The sequence below is a fragment of the Bradyrhizobium sp. USDA 4472 genome, from assembly GCF_054058595.1.
Genome location: NZ_JBSSAM010000001.1, coordinates 7,366,270 through 7,392,939 on the forward strand (window position 1 = coordinate 7,366,270; position 26,670 = coordinate 7,392,939).

24 protein-coding genes and 1 pseudogene are annotated in these 26,670 nt (G+C 62.8%); 7 read left to right on the plus strand and 18 right to left on the minus strand.

Annotated features, from left to right (window positions below):
- Positions 1-579, plus strand: coding sequence for an N-acetyltransferase family protein (locus ACVWZ4_RS34790; RefSeq protein ID WP_456742143.1), 579 nt, complete (start codon positions 1-3; stop codon positions 577-579).
- A gap of 3 nt (positions 580-582) precedes the next feature.
- Here ACVWZ4_RS34790 and ACVWZ4_RS34795 read toward each other — a convergent pair whose 3' ends face one another.
- Both ACVWZ4_RS34795 and ACVWZ4_RS34800 read right to left on the minus strand, forming a co-directional pair.
- Positions 583-795 carry a hypothetical protein gene (locus ACVWZ4_RS34795; RefSeq protein WP_177242959.1) on the minus strand — a complete coding sequence of 71 codons (213 nt, stop codon included), beginning with the start codon at positions 793-795 and terminating at the stop codon, positions 583-585.
- Positions 796-967: 172 nt separating this feature from the next.
- Positions 968-2,017 carry a hydroxyacid dehydrogenase gene (locus ACVWZ4_RS34800; protein ID WP_456702693.1) on the minus strand — a complete coding sequence of 350 codons (1,050 nt, stop codon included), beginning with the start codon at positions 2,015-2,017 and terminating at the stop codon, positions 968-970.
- 241 nt (positions 2,018-2,258) lie between these two features.
- Between ACVWZ4_RS34800 and ACVWZ4_RS34805 the strand changes: the two genes are divergently transcribed.
- Both ACVWZ4_RS34805 and ACVWZ4_RS34810 read left to right on the plus strand, forming a co-directional pair.
- Positions 2,259-2,825, plus strand: coding sequence for a thiamine pyrophosphate-binding protein (locus ACVWZ4_RS34805; protein WP_456702692.1), 567 nt, complete (start codon positions 2,259-2,261; stop codon positions 2,823-2,825).
- An 8-nt stretch (positions 2,826-2,833) separates the two neighbouring features.
- A complete protein-coding gene (locus tag ACVWZ4_RS34810; RefSeq protein ID WP_456702691.1) occupies positions 2,834-3,430 on the plus strand; it encodes a thiamine pyrophosphate-dependent enzyme in 597 nt (198 codons plus the stop codon).
- A 70-nt stretch (positions 3,431-3,500) separates the two neighbouring features.
- Here ACVWZ4_RS34810 and ACVWZ4_RS34815 read toward each other — a convergent pair whose 3' ends face one another.
- From ACVWZ4_RS34815 to ACVWZ4_RS34845, 7 genes are all read right to left on the minus strand, one after another.
- The gene (locus ACVWZ4_RS34815; RefSeq protein ID WP_092226691.1) at positions 3,501-3,884 is read right to left on the minus strand and encodes a DUF1236 domain-containing protein; all 384 of its coding nucleotides are present in this window, start codon (positions 3,882-3,884) and stop codon (positions 3,501-3,503) included.
- A gap of 106 nt (positions 3,885-3,990) precedes the next feature.
- Positions 3,991-4,878, minus strand: coding sequence for a 2-hydroxy-3-oxopropionate reductase (locus ACVWZ4_RS34820; protein WP_456734599.1), 888 nt, complete (start codon positions 4,876-4,878; stop codon positions 3,991-3,993).
- Positions 4,879-4,889: 11 nt separating this feature from the next.
- Entirely contained in the window at positions 4,890-5,675 is a 786-nt protein-coding gene (gene hyi, locus ACVWZ4_RS34825; protein ID WP_456742144.1) for a hydroxypyruvate isomerase, read from the minus strand.
- 11 nt (positions 5,676-5,686) lie between these two features.
- Positions 5,687-7,471: a glyoxylate carboligase gene (gene gcl, locus ACVWZ4_RS34830; RefSeq protein WP_456734597.1), complete on the minus strand. Its 1,785-nt coding sequence runs from the start codon at positions 7,469-7,471 to the stop codon at positions 5,687-5,689.
- A gap of 166 nt (positions 7,472-7,637) precedes the next feature.
- Complete coding sequence (locus ACVWZ4_RS34835; RefSeq protein WP_456742145.1) at positions 7,638-9,440, minus strand: adenine deaminase C-terminal domain-containing protein; 1,803 nt, start codon at positions 9,438-9,440, stop codon at positions 7,638-7,640.
- Positions 9,441-9,635: 195 nt separating this feature from the next.
- A complete protein-coding gene (locus ACVWZ4_RS34840; RefSeq protein WP_456742146.1) occupies positions 9,636-10,475 on the minus strand; it encodes an IclR family transcriptional regulator in 840 nt (279 codons plus the stop codon).
- 114 nt (positions 10,476-10,589) lie between these two features.
- The gene (locus tag ACVWZ4_RS34845) at positions 10,590-12,719 is read right to left on the minus strand and encodes an acetate--CoA ligase family protein (RefSeq protein ID WP_456742147.1); all 2,130 of its coding nucleotides are present in this window, start codon (positions 12,717-12,719) and stop codon (positions 10,590-10,592) included.
- 310 nt (positions 12,720-13,029) lie between these two features.
- Between ACVWZ4_RS34845 and ACVWZ4_RS34850 the strand changes: the two genes are divergently transcribed.
- The 3 genes from ACVWZ4_RS34850 to frc all read left to right on the plus strand — a co-directional run bounded on the left by ACVWZ4_RS34850 (position 13,030) and on the right by frc (position 16,909).
- Positions 13,030-13,761, plus strand: a complete 732-nt coding sequence (locus ACVWZ4_RS34850) for a GntR family transcriptional regulator (RefSeq protein ID WP_456702684.1) — start codon at positions 13,030-13,032, stop codon at positions 13,759-13,761.
- Positions 13,762-13,834: 73 nt separating this feature from the next.
- Positions 13,835-15,568, plus strand: coding sequence for an oxalyl-CoA decarboxylase (gene oxc, locus ACVWZ4_RS34855; protein ID WP_092226699.1), 1,734 nt, complete (start codon positions 13,835-13,837; stop codon positions 15,566-15,568).
- A 63-nt stretch (positions 15,569-15,631) separates the two neighbouring features.
- A complete protein-coding gene (gene frc, locus ACVWZ4_RS34860) occupies positions 15,632-16,909 on the plus strand; it encodes a formyl-CoA transferase (RefSeq protein WP_456702683.1) in 1,278 nt (425 codons plus the stop codon).
- 229 nt (positions 16,910-17,138) lie between these two features.
- Here frc and ACVWZ4_RS34865 read toward each other — a convergent pair.
- The 4 genes and pseudogenes from ACVWZ4_RS34865 to ACVWZ4_RS34880 all read right to left on the minus strand — a co-directional run.
- Positions 17,139-17,258 (minus strand): annotated as a pseudogene (locus ACVWZ4_RS34865) (efflux RND transporter periplasmic adaptor subunit); the annotation flags it as partial.
- Positions 17,259-17,287: 29 nt separating this feature from the next.
- The gene (locus tag ACVWZ4_RS34870) at positions 17,288-18,160 is read right to left on the minus strand and encodes a class I SAM-dependent methyltransferase (protein WP_456734594.1); all 873 of its coding nucleotides are present in this window, start codon (positions 18,158-18,160) and stop codon (positions 17,288-17,290) included.
- Positions 18,161-18,350: 190 nt separating this feature from the next.
- Positions 18,351-19,136 carry an SDR family NAD(P)-dependent oxidoreductase gene (locus ACVWZ4_RS34875; protein ID WP_456702681.1) on the minus strand — a complete coding sequence of 262 codons (786 nt, stop codon included), beginning with the start codon at positions 19,134-19,136 and terminating at the stop codon, positions 18,351-18,353.
- A gap of 8 nt (positions 19,137-19,144) precedes the next feature.
- Complete coding sequence (locus tag ACVWZ4_RS34880; protein ID WP_456734593.1) at positions 19,145-20,038, minus strand: NAD(P)/FAD-dependent oxidoreductase; 894 nt, start codon at positions 20,036-20,038, stop codon at positions 19,145-19,147.
- A 208-nt stretch (positions 20,039-20,246) separates the two neighbouring features.
- Between ACVWZ4_RS34880 and ACVWZ4_RS34885 the strand changes: the two genes are divergently transcribed.
- Positions 20,247-20,930 (plus strand): TetR/AcrR family transcriptional regulator, encoded by a 684-nt coding sequence (locus tag ACVWZ4_RS34885; protein ID WP_456742148.1) that lies wholly within the window; start codon positions 20,247-20,249, stop codon positions 20,928-20,930.
- A 162-nt stretch (positions 20,931-21,092) separates the two neighbouring features.
- Here ACVWZ4_RS34885 and rarD read toward each other — a convergent pair whose 3' ends face one another.
- The 5 genes from rarD to ACVWZ4_RS34910 form a co-directional block, all read right to left on the minus strand.
- Positions 21,093-21,980, minus strand: coding sequence for an EamA family transporter RarD (gene rarD, locus ACVWZ4_RS34890; protein WP_456742149.1), 888 nt, complete (start codon positions 21,978-21,980; stop codon positions 21,093-21,095).
- 57 nt (positions 21,981-22,037) lie between these two features.
- Positions 22,038-22,871 carry an aldo/keto reductase gene (locus tag ACVWZ4_RS34895; RefSeq protein ID WP_456742150.1) on the minus strand — a complete coding sequence of 278 codons (834 nt, stop codon included), beginning with the start codon at positions 22,869-22,871 and terminating at the stop codon, positions 22,038-22,040.
- 28 nt (positions 22,872-22,899) lie between these two features.
- Positions 22,900-24,654 (minus strand): FAD-dependent oxidoreductase, encoded by a 1,755-nt coding sequence (locus ACVWZ4_RS34900; protein ID WP_456742151.1) that lies wholly within the window; start codon positions 24,652-24,654, stop codon positions 22,900-22,902.
- A gap of 160 nt (positions 24,655-24,814) precedes the next feature.
- Complete coding sequence (locus tag ACVWZ4_RS34905; RefSeq protein ID WP_456742152.1) at positions 24,815-25,654, minus strand: sugar phosphate isomerase/epimerase family protein; 840 nt, start codon at positions 25,652-25,654, stop codon at positions 24,815-24,817.
- Entirely contained in the window at positions 25,651-25,941 is a 291-nt protein-coding gene (locus tag ACVWZ4_RS34910; RefSeq protein WP_456702674.1) for a hypothetical protein, read from the minus strand. The genes ACVWZ4_RS34905 and ACVWZ4_RS34910 overlap by 4 nt, the downstream gene beginning before the upstream one ends.
- Between the last annotated feature and the right edge of the window lie 729 nt (positions 25,942-26,670).

Below are 26,670 nucleotides of genomic sequence, written 5' to 3' on the forward strand. Positions count from 1 at the left end.
ATGAACCAGACAGCGATTCCACGCTCCGAGGACGAACCGGTCCTGGTCCGGCCCTCACGCGAGAGCGATGTCGAGGCGATGCTGGCAATCTATCGTCATCACGTCCGCAATGGCGTGCCGCGCGAGGTCGAAGGAACCGTCGCGCCGGAGCCGGACGATCTGCGCGACCGGCGCAAGAATCTGAAACAGACCCGCCTGCCCCATCTGGTCGCGACCTGGCACGGCGATGTTGTCGGCTATGCCTATGCGGTGCTGTTTCGGAAGCGCCCGGCCTACCGCTACACGGCCAAGCACTCGATCTACGTCCACCACGCGCATCTCGGCCGCGGCGTCGGACGGCTGCTGCTGCGGGAGTTGATCGACGCCTGTGCGGCCGCCGGCTTCCGCCAGATGATCGGTTATATCGATGCCGACAATGCGCCGTCGCTGGCGCTACACGAAAAGTTCGGTTTTGCGCGAGTCGGCCTGCTCTGCGGCGTGGCCTACCGGCACGGCCACTGGTCGGATACGGCCATGGTGCAGCGCTCGCTAGGCGCCGGCGTCACCGCGCCGCCATCGCTCACCGCTCCCGGCCGCTAAACCTTACGAAGGAAAGTCAGCCGGTCTGACCTGGATGCGGTCGGCGTGCAGGGACCAGTGATGCAACGCCTGGTCCTTGCAAAACCTCGCCTTCGCCCGCTCCCTGGCTTCGTCCTCGTCGGCGGCGTCGATCTCGAGTGCCCCCTGGCAAACTTCGATCTGCCGGCCGTACTGACCAAGCACGTCCTTCATGAACTTGACGACGTAAGTGGACATGGGACCTCCCTGCTGCCCCGGCGGCACTCTAATCCCATTTAGGCCGAATGGGGGAAGGAGATTTTGAGGTGGATCAAAAAGCCCTGGCGAGGTTCCCGTAACCCACGCTCACGCCGTCGGCAAAATCCGCCGACTGCTGTTTTTATCCTTGTAGCCGAGGATCGAAGCGCCGCTACCCGGGCGAGACACCAAACGCCTGCCTGAAGCGCTCGGCATAAACAGGCCAGACCTCGGGATTGATGATGCGCGGCGGGCGCTTGCCGTCGAGCGTCTCCAGCACCTGCTCGGCGGCGATGCGGCCCATGTTCTGGCGCGCCTCGACGGTGACGCCCGCGGTGTGCGGGCTCGCCAGCACGTTGTCGAACTGCAGCAGCGGATGCTCCGGCGGCGGTGGCTCCTTGGACCAGACGTCGAGGCCGGCACCCGCGATCCGCTTGTCGCGCAGCGCCCCAAGCAGCGCATCCTCGTCGTGAATGAAACCGCGCGCGGTCGTGATGAAATAGGCGTGCGGCTGCATCAGGCCGAATTCGCGCACGCTGATCATGTTGCGGCTACCCCTGTTCAGCGGGCAGGAGATCGAGACGAAGTCGGCGCGGCGCAGCAGCTCGTCGAGCTCGACCTTCTCACCGCCACGCTCGGCCATCACCTCTTTCGAGAGATAGGGATCGTAAGCCAGCACCGTCATGCCCAGCAGACCCTTGCACAACGCCGCGATGCGGCGGCCCACATTGCCGAGGCCAATGATGCCGACCGTTTTGTGCTCGACCTCGTTACCGATGAGCTCATTGCGGTTGACGTTGGATTCTCTGCGCAGCTTGCGATCCGACTGGATGATGCGCTTGGACAGCGTCAGCATCATCGCCAGCGCGTGCTCGGCCACCGAATGCGCGTTGCCACCGGACTGGTTGACGACCAGCACGCCCGCATCCGTGCAGGCCTCGACGTCGACGGGATCAAAGCCGGCGCCATTGCTGGAGACCAGCAGCAGGTTCGGCGTGCGCTTCAGGAACGCGGCGTCGACGTGGAAATGTGGCGCCAGCTCGTCGCGGGCAGCGCCAATCTGGTAGACATGCGCCGCACTCAGGGTCGGGGCGTAGAACTCTTCAGGACTGTCGTTCTCGATGCGATCGAGCCGGACGTCGGGCCGCGCCTTCAGGATGTCGATATAGACGGGACTGGCAAGGTATTTGACATAGAAGACGCGCTTGCTGTTGGCTGACATCAGGACCCTTCCGGCTCTCTCATGGAGACCCGCAAGCTCAGCGCAATGCGCGCCCCCTTCCCGCGTTCTCCCCGCTTTCTCATTGCGCCGCTTATGACATGGCGGTGCTGGCTATGGCAGGCCGTCTGGCGCAGATCACGGTGTCGGCCCGGACATGTTGACAATCCCGCCCGCTCCGTCAAGTTCGGCCGATCGCTGCGGCTGACAAGGAAGAAGCATGCGTGGCTGAAGGGAGAGCGCGATGGCGATTGCGGAACAGCAGACCTCGTCCCAGGTGACGCAGGCGTCCGGCGACAGAAGTTGGCATGGCATCGTCCTGGATACCCTGAAGCGGAACGAGATCAGCCTCATCCCCTATGTGCCCGACCGCGTGCTGACGCCGCTGATCAAGAGTTTGCACGCCGATCCCTTCTTCACGACCTTTGCCACCGCCCGCGAGGAAGAGGCGGTGGGCATCGTCTCCGGCGCCTGGATGGGCGGACGCCGCGGCGCGGTGCTGATGCAGACCTCGGGCTTTGCGACGCTCGCCAATACGCTCGCCTCGCTCGCGGTGCCCTACCAGATCCCGCTGATCATGTTCGTCTCCGAGCGCGGCACGCTCGGCGAATTCAACTACGGCCAGTCGCTGGTCTGCCGTACCATGCGTCCGGTGCTGGATTCGCTGGCGCTGGAGCATCACACGATCACCCGGCTCGACGAGCTCGAATTCATCGCGGACCGCTCGATCAAGCAGGCCGTCACCACGCAGGCGCCGGTGGCGCTGATCCTCAATCCGCTGCTCACCGGCGGCAAGGTTTTCGACAAGTGAGCCCGGTCATGACCACGCGCAACACCAAGGTGATGAACCGCTTCGATGTGACCTCGCGCCTGATTGCGAAACTCAAGCACGAGGAAGCGGTGATCGGCGGCATCGGCAACACCAATTTCGATCTCTGGGCTGCCGGCCACCGCCCGCAGAATTTTTACATGCTGGGCAGCATGGGCCTCGCCTTCCCGATCGCGCTTGGCGTCGCACTGGCGCAGCCCGAGCGCCGCGTGTTCGCGCTCGAAGGCGACGGCTCGCTGCTGATGCAACTCGGCGCACTCTCGACCATCGCAGCCTTGAAGCCGAAGAACCTCATCATGATCGTCATGGACAACGGCATCTACCAGATCACCGGTGCGCAGCCGACGCCGGCCGCGGGCGTTGCCGATCTCGTCGCAATCGCCTCGGGCTCGGGCCTCAGCAACAGCGCCTGGGCTGCGGACGAGGAGGATTTCGAGCGGCTTGTCGACGAGGCCATGGCGGTCGACGAGCCAAGCCTGATCGCGCTGCGCATCGACGACAAGCCTGGCGTCGGCACCACCCGCCGGGATCCCGTGCAGATTCGGGAGCGCTTCATGCACGGTCTTGGCGTGCGCCAGCCGCTTTAGGCCTTCGTCATCAACGAGAAGCCCCGCGGAACGTCCGCGGGGCTCCATTTCTAGTCGCCTGCTTTGCCGATCAGTCGATGATCTTGACGACGCGGCGCGTGCGCGGCTCGACGATCACGCGGCGATCGTTCACGACCGCATACCGATACTGCGTGTAATTCGGCACCGGGCGCAACACCACGGTATCAGGCAGCGGTTCGCCGACCACGACGCGCTCGTGCACCACGACGGAGTCGTCGCGCGGGATGCCGCCAAGAATCGCATTCGGAATTTCAAGGCCGGCGCCGACGGCCGCACCGACAGTGCCGCCGACCATCGCACCGACCGGGCCGCCGATGTCGCCGCCCGCACGCGCACCGTTCGCTGCGCCTTCGGCGGTCGTCGACTGAGCAAAGGCTGCACTCGACGCCAGCAGCGACGCGGCAGCCAACGAAATCGCAAAACGGGTTTTCATGTCCTGATGTCTCCAGTGATTGTTATGCGCCATCAACCGCGGGACCGGATCATTGTTCCGGTTCCCGCATGATGAAACACACGGGCGACTGTTACGGCGTAACAGTTCAGGACGCAGCGATCTCGTGGCCTGCCATGAGTTCCAGGGCGCGTATCATCGCAGAATGATCCCAGCCCTTGCCGCCATGCGCGGTGCAGGACGAGAACAATTGCTGCGCCACTGCTGTGCTGGGCAGCGACAGGCCAAGCGCACGCGCGCCTTCGAGCGCGAGATTGAGGTCCTTTTGGTGCAGTTCGATGCGGAAACCTGGATCGAAATTGCGCTTCACCATGCGCTCGCCATGCACTTCGAGGATCCGCGACGAGGCGAAGCCGCCCATCAGCGCCTTGCGCACGAGCGCGGGATTGGCGCCTGCCTTGGACGCAAACAGCAGCGCCTCGCTGACCGCCCCGATCGTCAGCGCGACGATGATCTGGTTGGCGACCTTCGTAGTCTGACCGTCGCCATTGGCGCCGACGTGGGTGACGTTCTTGCCCATCTTGTCGAAAACAGGCCTCATGGTGCCAAAGGCCCGCTCGGGACCGCCGACCATGATGGTGAGGCTCGCGGCCTTGGCGCCGACCTCGCCGCCCGACACCGGCGCATCGAGATAGTCCGCGCCGAGCGCCGCGATCTTCTTCGCAAACTCCTTGGTCGCCAGCGGCGAGATCGAGCTCATGTCGACCACGATCTTGCCTTTGGAGATGCCGCCCGCAACGCCGTCCTGGCCGAACAGCACGGCTTCGACGTGCGGCGTATCCGGCACCATGATGATGACGGCATCCGCCTCCTCCGCGACCTCCTTGGCCGATTTACACGCGATGCCGCCGGCGGCGATCAGATCCGGCGCGACAGGCGCGACGTCATGCAGGAGAACGCGATGGCCCGCGGCCAGAAGATGGCCGGCCATCGGCCGTCCCATGGTGCCAAGTCCGATGAAACCGATGTCGATCATGTCAGATGTCCTCAGGTCTCGAAAGTCTGCGCCGCGTGCCAGGACAAGCCTTCCAGCGTCGTGGTGCGCGGCTTGTATTCACAGCCGATCCAGCCGCGATAGCCAATCGCGTCGAGATGGCGGAACAGGAAAGGATAATTGATCTCGCCGCTGCCGGGCTCATTTCGGCCCGGATTGTCGGCGAGCTGGATGTGCGCGATCTCCGGCAGATATTTCTGCATGGTGCGAGCGAGATCGCCCTCCATGATCTGCATGTGATAGATGTCGTACTGGACGAACAGATTGTTCGACCGCACCTCGGAGATCAGCTGCACTGCCTGCTCGGTGCCGTTGAGAAAGAAGCCGGGAATGTCGAGCGTATTGATCGGCTCGACCAGCAGCTTGATGTTTTCGCGCGCCAGCGTCGAGGCCGCGAATCGCAGGTTTCCAACCAGCGTTTCCCGCAGCTCGCGCGGATCGGCATCCGCAGGCGCGATGCCGACGAGGCAGTTGAGCCGGTCGCAATCGAGCGCCTTGGCATAGTCGATGGCGCGGAACACGCCGTCGCGGAATTCAGCAGCGCGATCGGGCATGATCGCGATGCCGCGCTCGCCGGCGCCCCAGTTGCCGGCGGGCAGATTGTGTAGAACTTGCGTCAACCCGTGGGCTTCGAGCTGCTCGCGCAACAGCTCCTTGTCGAAATCATAGGGGAAGAGGTATTCGACCCCGGCAAAACCGGCCGCCTTGGCAGCAGCGAAGCGGTCGATGAACGGCATCTCGTTGAAGAGCATGGTCAGGTTGGCGGCGAATTTCGGCATGATGCGCTCCCCTATTCTGCCGGCTGCAACACGCGCGCGACCCCGACCTCGTCGAGCGGGAGGTCCAGCACCTCCTCGAACTCGACGATGTTGTCGATCTCCGTCCCCATTGCGATGTTGGTGACGCGCTCGAGGATGAACTCGACCACCACGGGCACGCGGTGCTGCTTGATCAACTCGCGTGCGGTGGCGAATGCCGCCTGCGTGTCCCCAGGGCGGGTGACGCGGATCGCCTTGCAGCCGAGCCCCTCGGCGACGGCGACATGGTCGACGCCGTAGCCGCCGATCTCCGGCGCGTTGATGTTCTCGAACGAAAGCTGGACGTGATAGTCCATGTCGAAGCCGCGCTGCGCCTGGCGGATCAGGCCGAGGTATGAATTGTTCACGACGACGTGGATGTAAGGCAGATTGAACTGCGCCCCGACCGCGAGCTCCTCGATCAGGAACTGAAAGTCGTAATCACCTGACAACGCGACGATCTCGCGATCCGGGCACGCCGCGCGCACGCCAAGCGCCGCCGGCAGCGTCCAGCCCAATGGCCCCGCCTGCCCCGCATTGATCCAGTTGCGCGGCTTGTAGACGCCGAGGAACTGCGCACCAGCGATCTGCGACAGGCCGATCACGGAGACGTAGCAGGTATCGCGGCCGAACGCCTCGTTCATCTCCTCATAGACGCGCTGCGGCTTGATCGGAACGTTATCGAAATGGCTCTTGCGCAGCATGGTCTTCTTGCGGTCACGGCAGGCCGCGGGCCACGCCTGGCGCTCGCGGAGCCTGCCGGAACGTCGCCACTCCCTGGCGACGGCAACGAAGAGCTCGAGCGCGGCCTTCGCGTCCGAGACGATGCCGAGATCAGGATTGAACACGCGCCCGATCTGGGTCGGCTCGATATCGACATGCACGAAGGTGCGGCCCTTGGTGTAGGTCTCGACCGATCCGGTGTGACGGTTGGCCCAGCGATTACCGATGCCGAGCACGAAGTCCGACTCCAGCATCGTGGCGTTACCATAACGGTGGCTGGTCTGAAGGCCGACCATGCCGGCCATCAGGACGTGATCGTCGGGAATCGCACCCCATCCCATCAGCGTCGGCACGACAGGCACGTTCGCGATCTCGGCGAACTCGACCAGCAGCTCCGAGGCATCAGCATTGATGATGCCGCCGCCCGCCACGATCAGCGGCCGTTCGGCGGCGTTGAGCATCTCCAGCGCCTTCTCGATCTGCTTGCGCGTTGCAGTCGGCTTATAGACCGGCAAGGGCTCGTAGGTCTCGTCGTCGAACTCGATCTCGGCAAGCTGCACGTCGAGCGGCATGTCGATCAGCACCGGCCCTGGACGGCCCGAGCGCATCACATGGAAGGCCTGGCTGAACACACGCGGCACCAGCGCCGGCTCGCGCACCGTCACGGCCCATTTGGTCACGGGCTTCGCGATCGACTCGATGTCGACCGCCTGGAAATCCTCCTTGTAGAGCCGCGCACGGGGCGCCTGTCCGGTGATGCAGAGGATCGGAATGGAATCGGCGATCGCCGAATAGAGTCCGGTGATCATGTCGGTGCCCGCCGGCCCCGATGTGCCGATGCAGACGCCGATATTGCCGGCCTTGGCCCGGGTATAGCCCTCGGCCATGTGGGAGGCGCCCTCGACATGGCGCGCCAGGATATGACGGATCGAGCCGCGCTTCTTCAGCGCCGAGTAAAGCGGATTGATCGCAGCCCCGGGGACGCCGAAGGCCGTCGAGATGCCTTCCTTCTCCAGAATGCGCACGGCCGCATCGATAGCTCGCATCTTCGCCATATCGGACCTCGCTCGGTTTAAGTCAGCGAGCGAGATCATCGGGTGCGCGGAAGCCGATCTCAACGAGATGGAAATTATTTTCCACGATGCGGCAGCTGCGAGAAAACCACATCCGGCTCAAGCAGTTAGACCGAAAAATACGTGAAAGAAAATACGTCAAGGAAGATCATTCGAAGAGCGGCGCCAGCTCCATCTGCGGCACCAGCACGAGGCCCTTGTCGGTGATGCGAATTTCCGGAATGACCGATAGCGGAATCAGGTTGAAGCCCATGTAGGGGATGGTGCAACCCGCCTCCGCCCATTCCTTCTTCAACACCTTGACCTCCTCGGCCACCTCGGTGACGCGCTTGTCGGACAAGAGGCCGGCGATGGGGAGGGGGACCAGCGCCCTCACCTTGCCATCAGCGACGACGCAGACGCCACCCTGCTGGGCTTTAATCGCTGAGATCGCGACCTGCATATCGCCCTCGTTGGTTCCGGCGACGATGATATTGTGGCTATCGTGGCCGACGCTGGACGCGACCGCGCCGCGCTTCAGGCCAAAATCCTTCAGCAAGCCATGAGCAACGTTGCCGGCCGACTTGCCGTGCCGTTCGACCACCGTGACGAAGCACAGGCCGTAACGCGCAAACAGCGACGGCCAATCCTTCGCGGGCTCGATCGCGACTTTCTCATGAATCAGCGTAATGCCCGGCAGCGCGGTCTTGATCGCATTGACGGTGCAGGCCTTCGCCGGCAGCTCCGGCGTCAGCTTCAGCTTGTCCGACAGCTTGACGGTCGCATAGGCCGCCTTGGGATATTGATAGCGCTGCGACAGCGCTCGGTCGAGAAGCGGCGTAATCTTGCCGTGCTCGACCACGAACTCACCGCCATACCAGGTGCATTGCGGCTTGAGCTGATCGTCCATCAGCACGAGATCGGCACGGCGGCCGCCGCCGAGCCCGCCGATGTCGCCGTCCATGTTGAAACGCGTGGCGCCGTGCAGCGAGCCCATCGACCAGGCCTGCTCCGGCGACATCCCCGCCTTCACGGCCTCGCGCACCACCCAGTCGAGGCCGAAGAGCAGCAGATCGTCGGCATCGCGGTCGTCGGTGCAAACAGCAGTCCGCTTGTGCGAGGCTGCAAGCTCGGTGATCGTCCGGATCGCCTGCGGCAACGAATGCCACGGCGTGCTCGGTGGTCCGCCGCGCAAAAACACCCAGACGCCGGCGTCGAGCAGATCGTCGGCAATGTCGCGATCGATCGCTTCATGGGTGTCGGTGACACCGGAGGCTGCGTAGGCCGCGACGAATTCGCGGCCGTAGACATGGCCGGACACTGGCCGCCCGCGCTTCAAGGCCGCCGCGAGGATAGCGTGGCTGCGCTCGTCGCCCATAGTCACGGGGACGAAATCCATCTTCTCGCCGAGTGCGACAGCTTCAGGCCAGCGATCGAACAGGCCGGCGATCTTCTCGGGCGTGAGGTCCCCGCCGGCGGTCTCGAGCTCCGCCGAGGTCGCCGGCACCGTGCTCGGCACCGTCAAGAAGATCGAAAGCGGCGCCTCGCGAGCGTCCTCCAGCATCGCCTCGACGCCGGCAACGTCCATGACGTTGCCGATCTCGTGGCTATCGCAGAAAATCGTGGTGGTACCGTTCAGCAGCGCGGCCTCCGCGTAGGCGCAGGCCGTCACCATCGAGGATTCGATGTGGATGTGCGGATCGACCAGCCCCGGCGCGAGGATGCCCCCAGCGGCGTCATACTGCGGCACATCGTTCCAAGCCTTCTTCGCCGTGCCTGACGGCTTCACCGCGGCGATGCGGCCGGCGGTGATCCAGACCTCCCGGCCCGGGTGGATCCGCTCCGAGTAGGTCGAGAGCACCCGCGCGCCCGTGATGACAAGGTCGGGCGCGATACGCGCGGAGGCGACATCGGCGAGACGCCGTGTCATCGTATGCAGTGGCGCGACGGCAAACCGGGTGAGTTTGGTCATTAGAACCCTTGCGTGGCTTTACACCCCCACAATGGTTACGCTCTGCGCCATGGCGGGCAAGCTCAAATATAGCAGCACGCCTGCTTAAGCTGTAGGCGGCGAACCGCCGGCTGTCCCCCACCTCGCAGATCTGCGCGAGTTCCATCTCTCGGCCGTGGTGCAGTGGCGGGTTTGACCCAAATCCGCTCCCTTAACTCACCCCTGTTTCATCGCCGGCACGACGCCGCCGAGCACCGCCGTGAGCTCCGCCGCGACCTCCCGCACCACGCGGCCGATCTCCGGCAGCCGCGCATCGGTGATGCGGCTGGTCATGCCGGACACCGAGATCGCGGCAAGCGGCTCAGCGAGCGCACTATAGACGACGGCGGCGACGCAACGCAGACCGATTTCCGCCTCCTCGTCGTCAACGGCAAATCCCTGTTTGCGAACCGATGCGAGCTCCTTGAACAGATCGCCCGGCCGCACGATGGATTTCTCCGTCAACCTCGGCATGCCGTGATGGCGAATGACGGCGCTGACGTCCTCGTCGGAATAGGTCGCGAGCACCGCCTTGCCGACGCCCGATGTCACCATCGCGACGCGGCCGCCGACCTTGGTCAGCGAGCGCATGATCTCGCGGCTCTCCATGCGGGTCAGCACGATGATGAACTCGTCGTCGACCACAGCAAGATTGGCGGTCTCGCGGGTGAGGTCGCGCAGCCTGCGCAAATAGGGAATCGCCTGCGCGGTAAAATTGCGCCGGCGCGCAAAGCTTGCGCCCACGGTAAAGCTGCGCACGCCGACATGCCATTTGGATTCGACACGGTCGAACTGCACGAAGCGGCGGCTTTCCAGCGTCGCCAGCAGGCGATGCACCGTCGAGGCCGACAGGCCGGTGCGGACGGCGAGATCGCTGAGGCGATAGCCTTCGTCGTCCTCAGCCAGAGTTTCCAAGATCGACAGCGCACGGTCGACGGATTGCACGCCGCCGTCCCGGTCGGCCTCGGATGCCGATCGTGGCTCGATGGATTTACGCCGGATCACGTTCTTGCCCATCGCGACCTGCCGCTTCGGCTGGCGTCATTCCGGGGCGCGCATGAGCGCGACCCCGGAATCTCGAGATCCCGGGTTCGACGCTTCGCGACGCCCCGGGACGACAGGAGAGTTAGCTTAGAGCAGGCCCGCGCCGCGGGCCCACTTGTACTTGGCACCGAGCACTTCGACTGGAAGCTCGGTCGAGTAAGCATAGGCCGGAATGCCGTTCTGGTAGAGATATTCGGCGGCCTCCTCAACCTCGACGTCGCCGGCGAGCGAGGCGACGATCGGCTTCACAAACCCCTTGGCCTCCATCTCCTTCTTCACCTCGACCATATTGCGGGCGAACACCATCGGCGGCGTGACGATGGTGTGCCAGTAGCCAAGGATCAGCGAGTGGATGCGCTCGTCCGACAGACCGAGCTTCACCGTGTTGACATAGGTGATCGGCGGCTCGCCGCCGGTGATATCCACGGGATTTCCAGCGGCGCCAAACGGCGGGATGAACTTGCGGAAGGCCGCATCGAGATCCGGCGGCATCGACATCAGCGACAGGCCGTTGTCGACGCAGGAATCCGACAGCAGCACGCCCGAGCCACCGGCACCGGTGATGATCAGCACGTTCTCGCCCTTCGGCGTCGGCAGCACCGGCACGCCGCGGGCGAATTCGAGCAGCTGACGCAAGCTGCGCGCACGGATCACGCCCGATTGCGCCAGGACGTCCTCATAGATCTTGTCGTTACCCGCCAGCGCGCCGGTGTGCGACGAGGCCGCCTTCGCGCCCGCCGAGGTGCGGCCGGCCTTGAGCACGACGACTGGCTTCTTCTTGGAGACACGCTTGGCGGCTTCCGCAAAGGCGCGGCCGTCCTTGAGGTCTTCGCAGTGCTGCGCGATCAGGTTCGTGTTCGGATCCTGCTCGAAGAAGGCGAGCAGATCGTCCTCGTCGATGTCGGATTTGTTGCCGAGGCCGACGATCGCCGACACACCCATTTTCGCCGAGCGCGAAAAACCGATGATGGCCATGCCGATGCCGCCCGACTGCGACGACAGCGCTGCGTGCCCCTTGACATCGTAGGCTGTGCAGAAGGTCGCGCACAGATTCGCCGGCGTATAATAGAAGCCGTAAATGTTCGGCCCCATCAGGCGGATATCGTACTTCTTGCCGACCTCGACGATCTCGGCCTGGAGTTCCGGCGCGCCGGCCTCCGCGAAGCCCGACGGGATCAGCACCGCGCCCGGGATTTTCTTCTCACCGCATTCGGTAAGCGCCGCCGCCACGAACTTCGCGGGGATTGCGAACACCGCAGTGTCGATCACGCCGGGCACGTCCTTGACGCTCTTGTACGCCTTGTAGCCGAGGATCTCGGATGCCTTGGGGTGGATGGGATAGATCTCGCCCTTGTAGCCGCCGTTGATGAGGTTCTTCATCACGGAGTTGCCGATCTTGCCGTCCTCAGCGGAGGCGCCGACAACGGCGACCGCCTTCGGCTGCATGATGCGGCTCATGGCTGCGACAATCTCTGCGGTCGGACGCGGCTTCGGCTTCGGCACATAGGCGAAGTCGACGACGATGCGCACGTCGGCCGCGATCGCGTCCTTCGCGGTGGCGAAGACGGGGTTGAGGTCGAGCTCGACGATCTCAGGGAAATCGGTCACGAGTTGCGAGACCTTGACGATGACGTCAGCAAGCGCCGTGCGGTTCACCGGCTCGCCGCCGCGTACGCCCTTCAAAATTTCGTGTGCCTGGATGCCATCGAGCATCGACAGCGCGTCTTCCTTGGTCGCGGGCGCGAGGCGGAAGGTGACGTCCTTCAACACTTCGACCAGCACACCGCCGAGGCCGAAGGCGACCAACTTGCCGAACGAGCCGTCGGTGATCGAACCGACGATGACTTCGGTGCCGCCGGCCAGCATCTGCTGAACCTGGATGCCCTCGATCTTGGCGTCCGCCTTGTACTTCTTGGCGTTGCCGAGGATGGTCTCGTAGGCCTTCTCGGCATCCTCGGCCGTCTTGACGCCGACGATGACGCCGCCGGCCTCGGTCTTGTGGAGAATGTCCGGTGAGACGATCTTCATCACGACCGGGAAGCCCATCGAGGACGCCATCCTGCCGGCCTCGCCCGCCGACTTCGCCACGCCCTCCTTCGGCACCGGAATGCCATAGGCGTCGCAGACCATTTTGCCTTCCGGCGCGGTCAGGCTGGTGCGGTTATCGGCCTTGACCTGGTCAAGGACCTTGCGGACGACGTCTTTGGAATTGGACATGAGCTTCTCCCTTGACCTTCAGTTCTTGCTTTGCAAAGCGCGCGTGATGCGGCTGCCGTGATACCTGCCGTCGACGCGCTCTGTTCCATCCAGCGGAACGGAGCGGCGAAATGCCTTGATGAGTCCGCCAGCTCTGGATCATAAATCACTGACGATGGCATTTGGTATGCCAGAAGCCAACTTGTCAAGTCACAGCATCACCCAGAACGCCGCAAAAAATAGCCGGCTTGACATTCTGGCATGTGGTATGCCAAAAACTTTCCGGTAAATATTCCTGTAAAAGACGACTCCCCACTGGAGGAGAATCGTCGTGTCACTGCGGAAAACAACCAAGGCGTTGCCGAACATGGCCGAGGCAGACATCGCAATCGTTCGTATCGCCCCGGAGAGCAGCTTCAAGAACAAGGCGTATGACGCCTTGAAGGAAGCCATCCTCAGGATGGACATCTACTCGACGCCCGAACCGGTGATGCTGGACGAGCGCGCACTGTCCGAACGCCTGGGCGTCAGCCGTACGCCGATCCGCGAAGCCATCGCGATGCTGGAGCAGGACGGTTTCGTGAAGACCGTGCCGCGCCGCGGCATCATGGTGGTACGAAGGACCAAGAGCGAGATCGTCGACATGATCCGCGCCTGGGCGGCGTTGGAGAGCATGGCGGCGCGCCTCATCACCACCACCGCACGCAAGAAGGATATCTCGGCGCTGCGCGACTTCTTCAAGGACTTCGGCAAGGACCGCCTGCCCGAGGACCACGTCGAGGAATATTCGCGCGCCAACATCGCCTTCCACCAGTCGCTGATCTCGTTGTCGGAATCCCCTGTTCTTGTCGATCTCACCAACGACCTCTTGCTGCACGTGCGCGGCTATCGGCAGCTGACCATCGGCCGCAAGGACCGCATCGCGGTGTCGCTGCCCGAGCATCTTGCCATGATCGAGGCGCTGGAAGCGCGCGACACCGAACTCGCCGAGAAGCGGGCCCGCGACCACACCCTTGGGCTTGCCGCTTACGTCGAAGAGCACGGTCAGGAACTGTTCACGTAACTCTTCACCTAGCAACATTCACCAGAAGGGCGAAGCACTCGCCCCGTATCCTGAGACCAGGGAGACAAGGCCCATGCTGAACACCGCGACCAAGTCCGAAGCACCGGGCACCGAGCAGGAACTGACGGATGGCTTTCATCTCGTCATCGACGCGCTCAAGCTGAACGGCATCAACACCATCTATAATGTGCCGGGCATCCCGATCACGGATTTGGGCCGCATGGCGCAGGCTGCCGGCATTCGCGTGATTTCCTTCCGTCACGAGCAGAACGCCGGCTACGCCGCAGGCATCGCCGGCTATCTCACCAAGAAGCCCGGCGTCTGCCTCACGGTGTCCGCCCCCGGCTTCCTCAATGGTCTCACCGCGCTCGCCCACGCCACCACCAACTGCTACCCGATGATCCTGGTCTCGGGCTCTTCCGAGCGCGAGATCGTCGACCTCCAGCAGGGCGACTACGAAGAGATGGACCAGCTCGCGATTGCAAAGCCGCTGTGCAAGGCGGCCTATCGCGTGCTGCACGCCCAAGACATCGGCATCGCGTTTGCCCGTGCGATCCGCGCCGCGGTTTCGGGCCGTCCGGGCGGCGTCTATCTCGATCTGCCGGCAAAATTGTTCGGCCAGGTGATGAGCGCCGATGCCGGCCAGAAGTCGCTGGTCAAGGTGATCGACGCGGCGCCCGCGCAAATCCCCTCGCCCGCTTCGGTCAAGCGCGCCCTTGATGTCCTGAAGAACGCGAAGCGTCCGCTCATCATCCTCGGCAAGGGCGCGGCCTATGCGCAGGCCGATGAAGAGATCAGGAGCTTCGTCGAGAAGAGCGGCGTGCCGTTCCTCCCGATGAGCATGGCCAAAGGCCTCCTGCCCGACACGCATCCGCAATGCGCCGGCGCTGCGCGCTCGACGGTGCTGAAGGATTCCGACGTCGTCATGCTGATCGGCGCGCGGTTGAACTGGCTGCTCTCGCACGGCAAGGGCAAGAGCTGGGGCGAAGCTCCGAAGAAGTTCATCCAGGTCGACATCGAGCCGAAGGAAATGGACTCCAACGTCGAGATCGTCGCGCCCGTCGTCGGCGACATCGGCTCGGTGGTCTCAGCCTTCAATCAGGCGATCGCCTCGGGCTGGACCGCGCCGCCCGCCGAATGGACGAAGGCGATCGCGACCAAGCGCGACGAGAACGTCGCCAAGATGGCGCCGAAGCTCATGAACAACAAATCGCCGATGGACTATCACGGCGCGCTCGGCGTTTTGAAGAACGTGATCAAGGATCATCCCGAAGCGATCCTCGTCAACGAAGGCGCCAACACGCTCGACCTCGCCCGCGGCGTCATCGACATGTACCGCCCGCGCAAGCGTCTCGACGTCGGCACTTGGGGCGTGATGGGCATCGGCATGGGCCAGGCGATTGCGGCTGCGCTCGAGACCGGCCATCCCGTGCTGGCGGTTGAAGGCGACTCGGCCTTCGGCTTCTCCGGCATGGAGGTCGAGACGATCTGCCGCTACAATCTGCCGATCTGCGTGGTCATCTTCAACAATGACGGCATCTATCGCGGCACCGACGTCAACGGTGCCAACGCCGATCCCGCAACCACGGTGTTCGTCAAGGGCGCGCGATACGACAAGATGATGGAAGCCTTCGGCGGCGTCGGCGTGAACGCGACCTCGCCGGACGAGCTGAAGCGCGCCGTCGTTGAGGCGATGGCGTCACGCAAGCCCACCCTGATCAACGCGGTGATCGATCCGGCCGCAGGTTCCGAGAGCGGCCGCATCGGCAACCTCAATCCGCAGAGCGTTCTGCAGAAGAAGAAGTAAGTCCTCCCCTTCAACCCTTATTCCCTGTGGTTTGCAGGGGCAGACAGAGTACGGAGCAACATCATGACCAAGGCGCTCGAGGGCGTTCGCATTCTCGACTTCACGCACGTCCAGTCAGGACCGACCTGCACGCAGCTGCTGGCATGGTTCGGCGCCGACGTGATCAAGGTGGAACGCCCAGGCGTGGGTGACATCACCCGCGGCCAGCTGCAGGACATCCCGAACGTGGACAGCCTGTATTTCACCATGCTCAACCACAACAAGCGCTCGATCACGCTCGACACCAAGAACCCCAAGGGCAAGGAAGTCCTGACCGAGCTGATCAAGAAGTGCGACGTGCTGGTCGAGAACTTCGGCCCGGGCGTGCTCGACCGCATGGGCTTCCCCTGGGAGAAGATCCAGGCGATCAACCCGAAGATGATCGTGGCGTCGATCAAGGGCTTCGGCCCGGGACCGTACGAAGACTGCAAGGTCTATGAGAACGTCGCGCAATGCACCGGCGGCGCCGCCTCCACCACCGGCTTCCGCGACGGGCTTCCGCTCGTCACCGGCGCGCAGATCGGCGACAGCGGCACCGGCCTGCATCTGGCGCTCGGCATCGTCACCGCGCTCTATCAGCGCACGCATTCGGGCAAGGGCCAGCGCGTCACGGCTGCGATGCAGGACGGCGTGCTCAACCTCGCCCGCGTCAAGCTGCGCGACCAGCAGCGCCTCGCCCACGGCCCGCTTAAGGAGTACAGCCAGTTCGGCGAAGGCATTCCGTTCGGCGATGCCGTGCCGCGCGCCGGCAATGATTCCGGCGGCGGCCAGCCCGGCCGCATCCTGAAGTGCAAAGGCTGGGAGACCGATCCCAACGCCTACATTTACTTCATCACCCAGGCGCCGGTCTGGGAGAAGATCTGCGACGTGATCGGCGAGCCGACCTGGAAGACCGATCCGAATTATGCCAAGCCGGCGGCGCGCCTGCCGCGCCTGAACGAGATCTTCGCCCGCATCGAACAGTGGACGATGACGAAGACGAAGTTCGAGGCGATGGAGATCCTCAACAAGGACGACATCCCGTGCGGCCCGATTCTGTCGATGAAGGAGATCGCCGAGGACCAGTCGCTGCGCGCGACCGGCACGGTGGTCGAGGTCGATCACCCCACCCGCGGCAAGTACATCTCGGTCGGCAACCCGATCAAGCTGTCGGATAGCCCGGCCGAGGTCACCCGCTCTCCGCTGCTCGGCGAGCACACCGACGAGATCCTGCGCAGCGTGCTCGGCTTCAGCGACCACCAGGTCGCCGATATCCACAAGTCAGGCGCACTCGACCCGCCGCAGAAGCAGGCCGCCGAGTAACGCGGAGCCGCTTCGAGCGAGACGAAAGGGCCGCCTTCCGGGCGGCCCTTTTTTGCGTGCGATGAGACCGTCCGGCCACGGGCTCACACCAAAACCCGAAAACAACCCCATGCACCGTAGCCCCCCGCGCCAAATGCAACTTCGTATTTTTCGAATTATCGGTTGACGCGTCGGGCAAAACAGGGGCATGATGCCATCACTCGAAAAAGGCCAGGCTGTGTACTCATTAACCAGCTGTGATGCGCTCTGGGGTCTGGGCGTCAAAATGCGCGGTCGCAACCACAACCGACCGGGGCGGTTCGGCTTTTTGCGCCACGGTATCCTTGCACCCGGCCAGCGCAGCGGCCATCAACGCCAGCGAGGCGGCGTCTCCCCCTGCTAATCGCTATCAGCTTGCGCGGGATTGCGCGCCGTGACGATCCACGTCGCGCCGTCGATCATCACCGACCGCTCGCCGGGGCAGTCCGCGAAGGCGGCACGAACCGCGGCCGAGGCGCGGGCGCGGATGTCGTCGGGCTGATCAACAAGCGCGCGCGACAGCGGGCCGACCTCGAACGTCATCTTCACCGCGTCGTCGATCGCCGCGTCCCGCATCGCGCCCTCGCCAAACGGAACGGAAGCATCGAAGGGCGCGATAGCGATATCGTTGAAGCCGGCCCCCGTCAGGATGCGCGCCACCCGCCCCCGGTCTCCGAACGAGAACGGGCCGGGCGTTTCGGGATCGGGCGGCGCGGTCGCCGGGACGATGCCCTTAATCGCGCCCATCGGCAGGCGCATCCAATCGTTCTCGGCCGCGCCGCGCCAGCAGACGAAAGCGACCCGCCCGCCCGGCTTGAGCGCGCGGCGCATATGGACAAACGCCCCCGTCGGATCGCCGAAGAACATCACCCCGAAACGCGAGAACAAAATGTCGAACGCCCCCTCTGGCAGCTCGGCGCTGCTGGCGTCGGCCACGCGGAACACGACCGGCATATCCGGTGGCGCAATCGCGCGCGCTCGGGCGATCAGTGGCTCGGATATGTCCACGCCCAGCACTTGGCCCCCCGCGCCGACGCGGACGGCCAGAGCCAGGCTTGACGTGCCCGCGCCGCAGCCGACGTCCAGCACGCGCTCGCCCGCCGCGGGCGCGGCGGCTTCGATCGCGGCCTCGCCGAACACCGCCAGCCTGGCGTCGAGCTGGGCCTGGTGGACGATCCAGCGCTCCCCGCTTTGGCCATTCCAATCGGGACGATCGGCATTTTGCTGCGCCATGACATATCCTTGTTCTCTAAGCTGTCCGATGCCAAAGCGCGCATCGTCTTTAGCGAGTAGCGAGGGCGAACGGGATGAATCGATCCATTCTCCGCTGGAGGAACGATCAGGTCCGGACCGACGCCCGTCTGCATCTTTTGGCCTTCAGAACCCGCGCTTTTTTCGATGAGCCGCGCCAGCGCTCCAGGAGCTAAGCGTTCACTATTCTTTTCAACGTGGCCCTTTGCATTGATCGCGGCGTCAGGCGATTAGAAAAGGCTGCCATCTTGTTCGCCAGGCCCGGGATCACTATCGCCCTTCCTTCTGAGAGCGCCGCGATACCACTCGCGGCGACCGGACGAGGCTTCATGGTGAGGAGGCGCAGCAAGGCGGTTGTGGCTGCACCGGCAACCGCATCGAAGCCCGTCGCGGTGTGCCCCGGGCAGAGAGTGGTAACAACCACACCATGCGAGCGGAGTTCGTCGTGCAGGGCCTCGCCAAGGGCTAGGACATACGCCTTGGTCGCCGCATAGGCCGCGTAGCTTGGAACGGCTTGGAAGGCCATGAGGCTGGCGACGAGAAGGATATGTCCAGATCGCCGCGCGGCCATGTCACGGCCGAACAGGTAGGTCAGCTCTGTAAGCGTCGTGATGTTGAGCTGGATCATGTCCGTCGTGCGCTCGATTGGCATGTCCAACAAAGCGCCGTGCAAGCCGTATCCGGCACTGTTCAGCAAGATGTCGATCGTCACCGACCTCGCATCGAGACTGCTTTTCAAGTGGCTGGCCGCGCCCGGCGCGGCAAGATCGATCGCCTCGACCAGCACATCCACCCCGTATTTGCGGCGAAGATCGGCGGCAAGCTTTTCCATCGACTCCCGCCTTCGGGCCGCCAATACGAGATTGACTTTCTGCGCAGCCAGGAGATCTGCGAAGTCGAGGCCGAGGCCACTCGACGCCCCAGTGATCAGGGCCCATTTTCCTGCGAAGCTGTTCATTGGTCCTCTCAAACCACCATCGACTGCTGGGCAAAGATACCCGCCATCGCGCCCTGCGATGACGCCTGGGTGACCGAGGGCAAGAAGGGCGTGGTGAGGTCGCCGGCGGCGTAGATGCCGGGCGTGCTGGTTTGACGGCGCTCGTCGACCTTGAGGACGATGCCAGCGGCCGTAGCCACGGTGGCAAGGCCCAGTGATTCATGCAGGCTTGCGGACGGCTTGTTGCGCGGATTGGCGAACAGGATGTCGACCGCGACTTTGCGGCCGGTATCGAGATTGACGGTCGCTATATGGCCCGCGTGATGGGCGATCTCGATGATCCGGCCATCGACGAGCGGTGTGTTGCGGCGCGCCAGATCGGCCTGGATATCAGCCGGAATGTCATGACCATCGGCGAAGAGCGTCAACTTGTCGGTCCAATCGTGGAACAGCCTGACCTGATTGTGCGACTGCGGGCCGGACCAGACGAGGCCCCAATGCTGGCCGGCGACTTCAAAGCCGTCGCAATAGGGGCATGGCACGATGGACGTGCCCCAGCTTTCGGCGTAGCCCGGAACATCAGGCATCTGGTCGGCTACTCCATAGCTCAGGATCAGACGACGCGCCGGAAGGCTTTCACCATCGCCAGTAAGGACAGAGAAATTGTCGATGGCGCCGGAGACGCTGTCGGCCCGGGCACTGAAAAGCTTGATCGCGGGATAACGCGCCAACTGCCGCCGCGCCTCCGCCAGGATGTCCAGCGGCGGCTTGTGATCGTGGCCGAGCAGTCCATGCGAGTGGCCGGCGAAGCGGTTGCGTGGCAGACCGGTATCGAGAACGGTGACCTTGCGGCGGGCGCGGCCGAGCTGAAGGGCGCCGGCGAGACCGGCAAAGCTGCCGCCGATGATGATGACGTCATCCATGGTGATGGGCTCCGTGTTGTGGATGGAGGGAGACGAGTTGGGCTTGGCGGTGGCCTGAGCGCGGGCGAGGTCGATGGGAAAGCGCAGCCAACTTCAGCAGGGCTCGTCTTTGCATCGAAGGAGTCACCCTCCCCCTGGCTTGCACATTTCAGATACTTCATGGTATCGTAATTCAAGAATTAGGATACTGTCAAGTACTGGAATTTCCGTGACCGAAAACAGCCAGGGCCGGCGCGGCCGGCCCGCCAACGAGGCGCTTGGCCAAACCATCATCGACGCCGCGCGCGAGCTCTTTGTGGAGTTGGGTTTTCAAGCGACGACATTGGACAAGGTCGCCCAGCGAGCGAAGATATCCAAGCTCAGCATCTACAGGCACTTCGAGAACAAGGAGGCGCTGTTCAGCGCGGCCATGGCGGCCGGCTGCCATCAGTTGTTTGCACCACAGCCCCTTCTTGAAGGCGTAGACGGTTCGGTCGAAGATCAGTTCGTGGCGGTGGGATCATCACTGCTTCGCACGCTGTTGAGATCAGACGTCCGCAGCCTCGAAGCCATGGTCATGGCTGACAAGACGAGTCAAAACGCGTTAAGCAAGCTCCATTTCGAAGCCGGCCCCGCCCATGTCATCGCCGAAATCGAGGCCCTGTTGCGTCAGTTGCACGCGAAGGCGGTTCTGAACGTGCCCGATCCTCTCCGGTCCGCCCGATTGTTCGCCGCGCTTTTCAAAGGATCCGATCTCCTGATGATCGCACGCTTCGATCAGGCGAAAGCAGAGGACGACAACGAAATCGAATCCTATTGCCGGTCGGCCGTCGCCATGTTCATCGCCGCGCACCGTGACAACGACCAAGTGGGCGGAGATTTGCCTGCCTCAAGGTCAAAAAACAAAATTTGAATCGTGCGTCACCTAGTCGGCCAGCAGGTCAAGGCAGACAGCCGTAATGAGTCCACGTCCTGATGTCCGCCTTCGTCCTGCTTACAAACTGGACATGCCCGGCGTGAACAACCTGTGCCTTGCAGAACGTGCTTCCGAGGCTGCTCGCCCCACCCTTCAGGATCAGTGCGCCCTCGCCTCCACCTTCGCTTCCCGAGGCCACAGACTTTCGACCGAGTACAACATGAGCGCGATCCAGATCGCACCATAGCCGATCAGCTGCACACGACCGAACGGCTCACCATAAGCAAATACGCCGAGGAGCAGCTGCAGCGTAGGCGTTATGTATTGCATGATCCCCAGTGTTGACAGCGGGATGCGACGCGCTCCCGCCGCGAACAGCAACAGTGGTACCGCCGTCACGGGACCGGCTCCGGCCAGCAGCAGCTGCAGGCCGGGATGCACGCTGCCGAAATGGCTGTCGCCGTGCGCTGCGAGCCATAACAAATAGAAAAACGCGGCAGGAAAGAGCAGCGTGATTTCCAATGCCAGCCCATCGAGGGGACCGAGTTTCGCGGTCTTGCGCAACAGGCCATATGCACCGAACGTGACCCCGAGCACCAGGCTGATCCATGGCAGCGCACTATTTTCCCACGTAAGCCACAGAACGCCCCCTACTGCGAATGCGATTGCCCCCCATTGCAGAGGCCGCAGACGCTCGTGCAAGAACGCAAACCCGAATAGCACGCTGACGAGTGGATTGATGAAGTATCCAAGGCTCGCCTCGACGATGCGGCCGCTGTTGACCGCCCAGATATATAAGCCCCAATTCGCAGACAGCAGCCCAGCGCACGCTCCGAAACGCACCAAATTGCCTGGCTCGCGAAGCGCAGTGACGAGCCAACGCGTGTCGCGACGTATCGCAAGCGCAACGGCTACGAAGACAAGCGACCATACCATCCGGTGCGCAAGCACTTCGAGAGGTGGGACGACCTTCAGCAACCTGAAATAGAACGGAAAAAGCCCCCAAATCGTGAAGGCGATCAGCGCGTAAAGAAATCCCAAATTCATCGTACCCGACTGCGAGATTGACGGCGGCCTGCTGCCGAGGCGTCCTCGGAACCGCGATCAGACCGGCGGGTCCCACTGCGGTGCGTACTCCGGACTAACCACCCGTTGATCCTTCGGCAAGGTCGCAATCAATGCGCGATCCTCATCGTCGAGTTGCACGTCGAAGGACGCCAGATTGCTCGACTGGTTTTTCCTGCTGCTGGCTTTGGGAATCGCGGCAACATTCGGTTGATCGAGCAGCCATTTGAGGGCCACCTGGGTCGGAAGCACCCCGTGCTTCTCAGCGATGCGAACAAGCTCAGGTATTTCGTGCGCTTTGTTGCGCATGAGTGGACTATAGGCGGTCAATGCCATTTCATGGTCACAAGCGAATTGAAGCAAGTTTCTCTGGCCCAATGTGACGTGATACTCGACCTGGATGGCGGCCAAGGGAGCCCCCATCCCCTCAACCACCTGGCGCAGCAATGGCAGGGGAAAGTTTGCCACGCCGATGTTGCGCGCGCGCCCCTGCTCTTTGAGCGAGACCAGCGTCTCGATCGAGCGCGCCAGGTCGCCACCTTTTCCCGGCCAGTGAATCAGAAACAGATCTACGTACTCGCTCCGCAACGCCCGGAGCGTGTTGTCAAACGACTGACGCATGTCGTCCGGGGCCAACTTGTCCCACCAGACCTTGCTTGTCACATGGATGTTTTCGCGCGGCACGTCGGTTTCGACGAGCGCTCGGCCCACCGCATCTTCGTTTTGGTAGGCCGCCGCAGTGTCCACGTGACGGTATCCGAGCTCGAGCGCCTGAAGCACGGCCCGGGTGCATTCTTCCCCGACCATTGGCCACGTCCCCAAGCCGAGTTTCGGCATGTTCAGCTGGCGGGATTTGATGACAGTATTGTTCATGGTTCGTCTTTCCACTTAGCTCTCGAAATCAAACTGGGCTGTCGGCAGCCGCTTTGTCTTTAGCTGCGAAGAAATCGCGCTGCGGCGCCCCATTTCTACGGGCAAGCGCGAGCCCCGCGAGGTATCCGAACGTCATTGCGGGACCCAGAGTTATGCCGCCGCTCGGATAAAAGCCGCCCATCATGCTGGCGCTGTCGTTGCCTACCGCGTACAGGCCGGGAATAGCGCAATTGTTCTCATCGAGCACCCGCGCGTCGATGTCGGTCGCCAATCCCGCGAACGTGCCGAGACTCCCGGGCAACAGTTTAACCGCGTAAAACGGACTCTCTTCGATCGGGGCGAGGCAGGGATTCGGCTGATGTTCGGCATCTCCCTGCGCGCGGTTATAGACTGTAGAGCCTTTGTGGAATTGGGGATCAGTGCCTTCCTTGGCATGCGTGTTGTAGCTTTCTACGGTGTTCTTCAACGCTTGCGGGTCGATGTGGCATTTCATCGCGAGTTCGCTCAAGCTCGCGGCCTGCACGAGATATCCCGAGCGTCGATATGGGCCTACGGGAAAGGGAAATGGCTTGGAGAAGCCGAGACCGTAGCGTCGCTGGAAACGATGATCGCAGATCAGCCAGGCGCACACCTCTTCGCCGGATGGCGTGCTTGCCAGCAGCGCGGAGACAAAGTCTCGATATGACGCGGCTTCGTTGACAAAACGTCTGCCGGCGCGCGTTACCGCAATCACGCCAGGCTTTGCACGGTCGAGCAAGTGGGGAAAGACGATATCCGCGCCCCCGCGCTGAGGAACCAGCGAAACGGGCGCCCACGCGGCAGGCGCGTCAAGTGTATTGTTGAAGCGCCCCCCGACGGCTTCCCCAAGACGGATGCCGTCTCCGGTATTTGTGCGCGGAGCCGCAGACCAATGGTCGAGACCAGAGGGTGTATAGGCAAACGTCTGAGCCCTTCTTTCTACGTCGTGTGGATAGCCACCACAGGCAAGCACGACGCCGCGCGTCGGGCGCACCTCATGCCTGGTACCGGCGACTTCGACAATGGCTCCCGTCACGCGGCGATCATTCCTCAGCAAGGCAACGGCGCGCGCACGAGTGCGCAAGTCGACTTCGCGATCGACCGCCGATTTCAGCAGGCGGGCGACCAGCGCGTTGCCATTGACGAGGTGCATCGAACGTCCGTACCGGAGCTTATGCCAAGCAAATGCGAGCAGCCGGCGAGCTACGTAGAGCGCGGACTCTATCGAGCGCGTCGCTCGATAGAAATGTGTGATGTCTTGGCCGGCCGCAATCCCCATGCCCTTGATCGTAATGACCGATAAGGGTTCGCGTAGCTTGTCGAGCAATGGGCCAAGTTCGCGCGCGTCGAATGGCATGGCACAAACCGACCGCCCCCCTGCCGCGGCACCAGGTGTCGGATGGAAATCCGGAATATTGCCTTCGACGAAGCGCACTGAGGTGTGACGCTCGAAGAAATCAACCATTTCAGGGCCACGTTCAAGCAGCGTGGTCGCCTTAGCGGCATCGAATTGTGTCCCTAATTCACTTTTCAGGTACGTCAGTGGCGCATCAATCTCTTCCCGGATGCCTGCACGCCTCGCCAGCGGATTGCGAGGAATCCACATCCAGCCTCCCGACCACGCGCTCGTTCCACCGAAAACCTCTTCCTTCTCCATCACTATCACACGCAGGCCATGCGTTGCGGCAGTGACCGCCGCCGACAAGCCGCTCGCGCCGGAGCCGAGCACAAGCACGTCGCATTCGAGTATTCGTTCATGGTTCATGTGTTGCACCCTTTACCGCCATAGCCGTCACTCCGCATGGCAGAGGTCCGCAGATGCCTGTCAATGTCAGGGTGTACGCTTGATCTGCATCGGCTCGACGTCGGTTCGATTGCGATTGCAGATGCAGCGACATGACTGAGCTCAGCACCGAGTGTTTGCACTACCGTCTTGCATCGAACTTTTTGGAGACTCGATCGTCTTCCAAATGAAATCTGGTTTCACCTATTGCCCGGCGAGCATGTTCGCGAAATCCGGTTTTCGACACGGAGGCGTCGTTGGGTATCTCGAGAGCGTATACGATGTCGTCCGGCAAGCAGGCGAGGATACGCTTTATGTCTATTCCTCCTTCACCGGGAACAAGTCTTTCACACCGCGCCGCATAGATCACCCCTTCGGGATCAGGCGGATGATGCGCTGGAGCGTCGCAAACGTGAGCCCACTTGAACCATTCGGGCGGGAGCGCCCTTAGAAGCTCCAGGCTCGAGCAAGAACGGTCGAAGTGCAGCGTGTCGAGCAAGATACTGGCGTTAGGACGATTGGCCTCGCGCACGATATAAGCGGCATCGACGAGACCCGGCGTCTCCGTCCACGACACGAACTCGAGACTAACATTCAGATTGAGCGGCTTGGCCATCTCACATAAGGACCCAAACCGGTCAATCGCGCGATTCTTTTCGGGATCTGGCAACTGGGCGAGGATGTACCGAGCTCCGAGTTCGGCACCGGCTTCGAGAAACTCCCGATAGTGCAGATGATCACGTGGTGGATCCATGCGGGCCGCCTCGATGTCCCAGACCTCCAACCCGGAATTGGCGAGGCTCGCCTTTGTTTCCCTCATGAGCTTCGGATCATGAAGCAGATCGTACAATGGCTCGTTGGGTGTCGTCCGGTTGAGCCGCAGGCCCACATATTGGTAACCGGCATCGCTTGCGGCCTCGATCAACTGGGGTGGAGGAAGTCCCAAAGCCGTCAGGTGCGCCAATGAATAGGGATTGCTCATGGTGACCTTCCCCCGCGCGTCGCTTGACCACGCAGGCCACGCTCGCTCATCTGCAAATCAGGCAGGTCGATCGCGGGATCGTCCATCGAGACGCGCGTCGCTTTCGGCTCCAGCGGGGTTCGAAATTGCTGTCGCGGCAGGCCATGCGACCGGAGATCGTCCGCGATCGTGCCCCGGGCGACTGAGGGCTGCTCGCGTCTGGAGAGTGCCGGGAAGGTCCGCGCCAAACTCTTCGGCCAGTCCTGCGAAACGATGAACTCACGAGACGCCAGCAGATCGCGGATCATCCGATGCCCCAGAGGAACTCAGGAACACAACCAAAAGATGCGACGATCCTCTCAGCCGAAAACCAGCGGCAACGATAGTTAGGATCACGGGTCAGCATGGTCATGCCGCGGCATCCCACATGTTGATGGCCCATCGGCTCACTTGAACGGCGAACTCATCAGTCCGTGCGCCCTGCACCGGCTTTCACCGCTCTCTTCACAGGCGAGCGACACGGGACATCGGCCGAGATTTCCTGAAGATCTCCGACGTTCCGCATCAAGCGCACCCCGCAAAAGCCACGCGCATTTTTCCCGGTTGCTTCTTTGGTTCTGTCTCCAATGCTGCTTCACGCTTGCTTCCCTCTGCCACTACCGCCCTATAGCGGGCACGGCGAACAGATGCAACTCTTAATTGCTTATGTGTGATATGCAATTTTTAAGTGCGCCAATGTCAATAACCGGTTGTGTCGGCGTGGTGTAGCGGGTGTATCCTGATCGAGCAGCATCGCGCCGATGAACCGGACGATGGCATCCCCATTGGGAAGATCCCGAAGGCTCGCCGCGTGGCTTGATCTCGCCGTTGAGGCGCTCGATTGACGGCGTCTTGCGGGCGCTACGGGCTGCTTTGCTTCTACCGGACTAACAGAGCTGGAAGGGATTTTGATTGCGGCGAGATTTCCGATCCGGCGCTGCGCGGCCGGAAGACGGTCGGCATCTCCCTCTTCATCGACATGCATGCGCCGGCGCCAG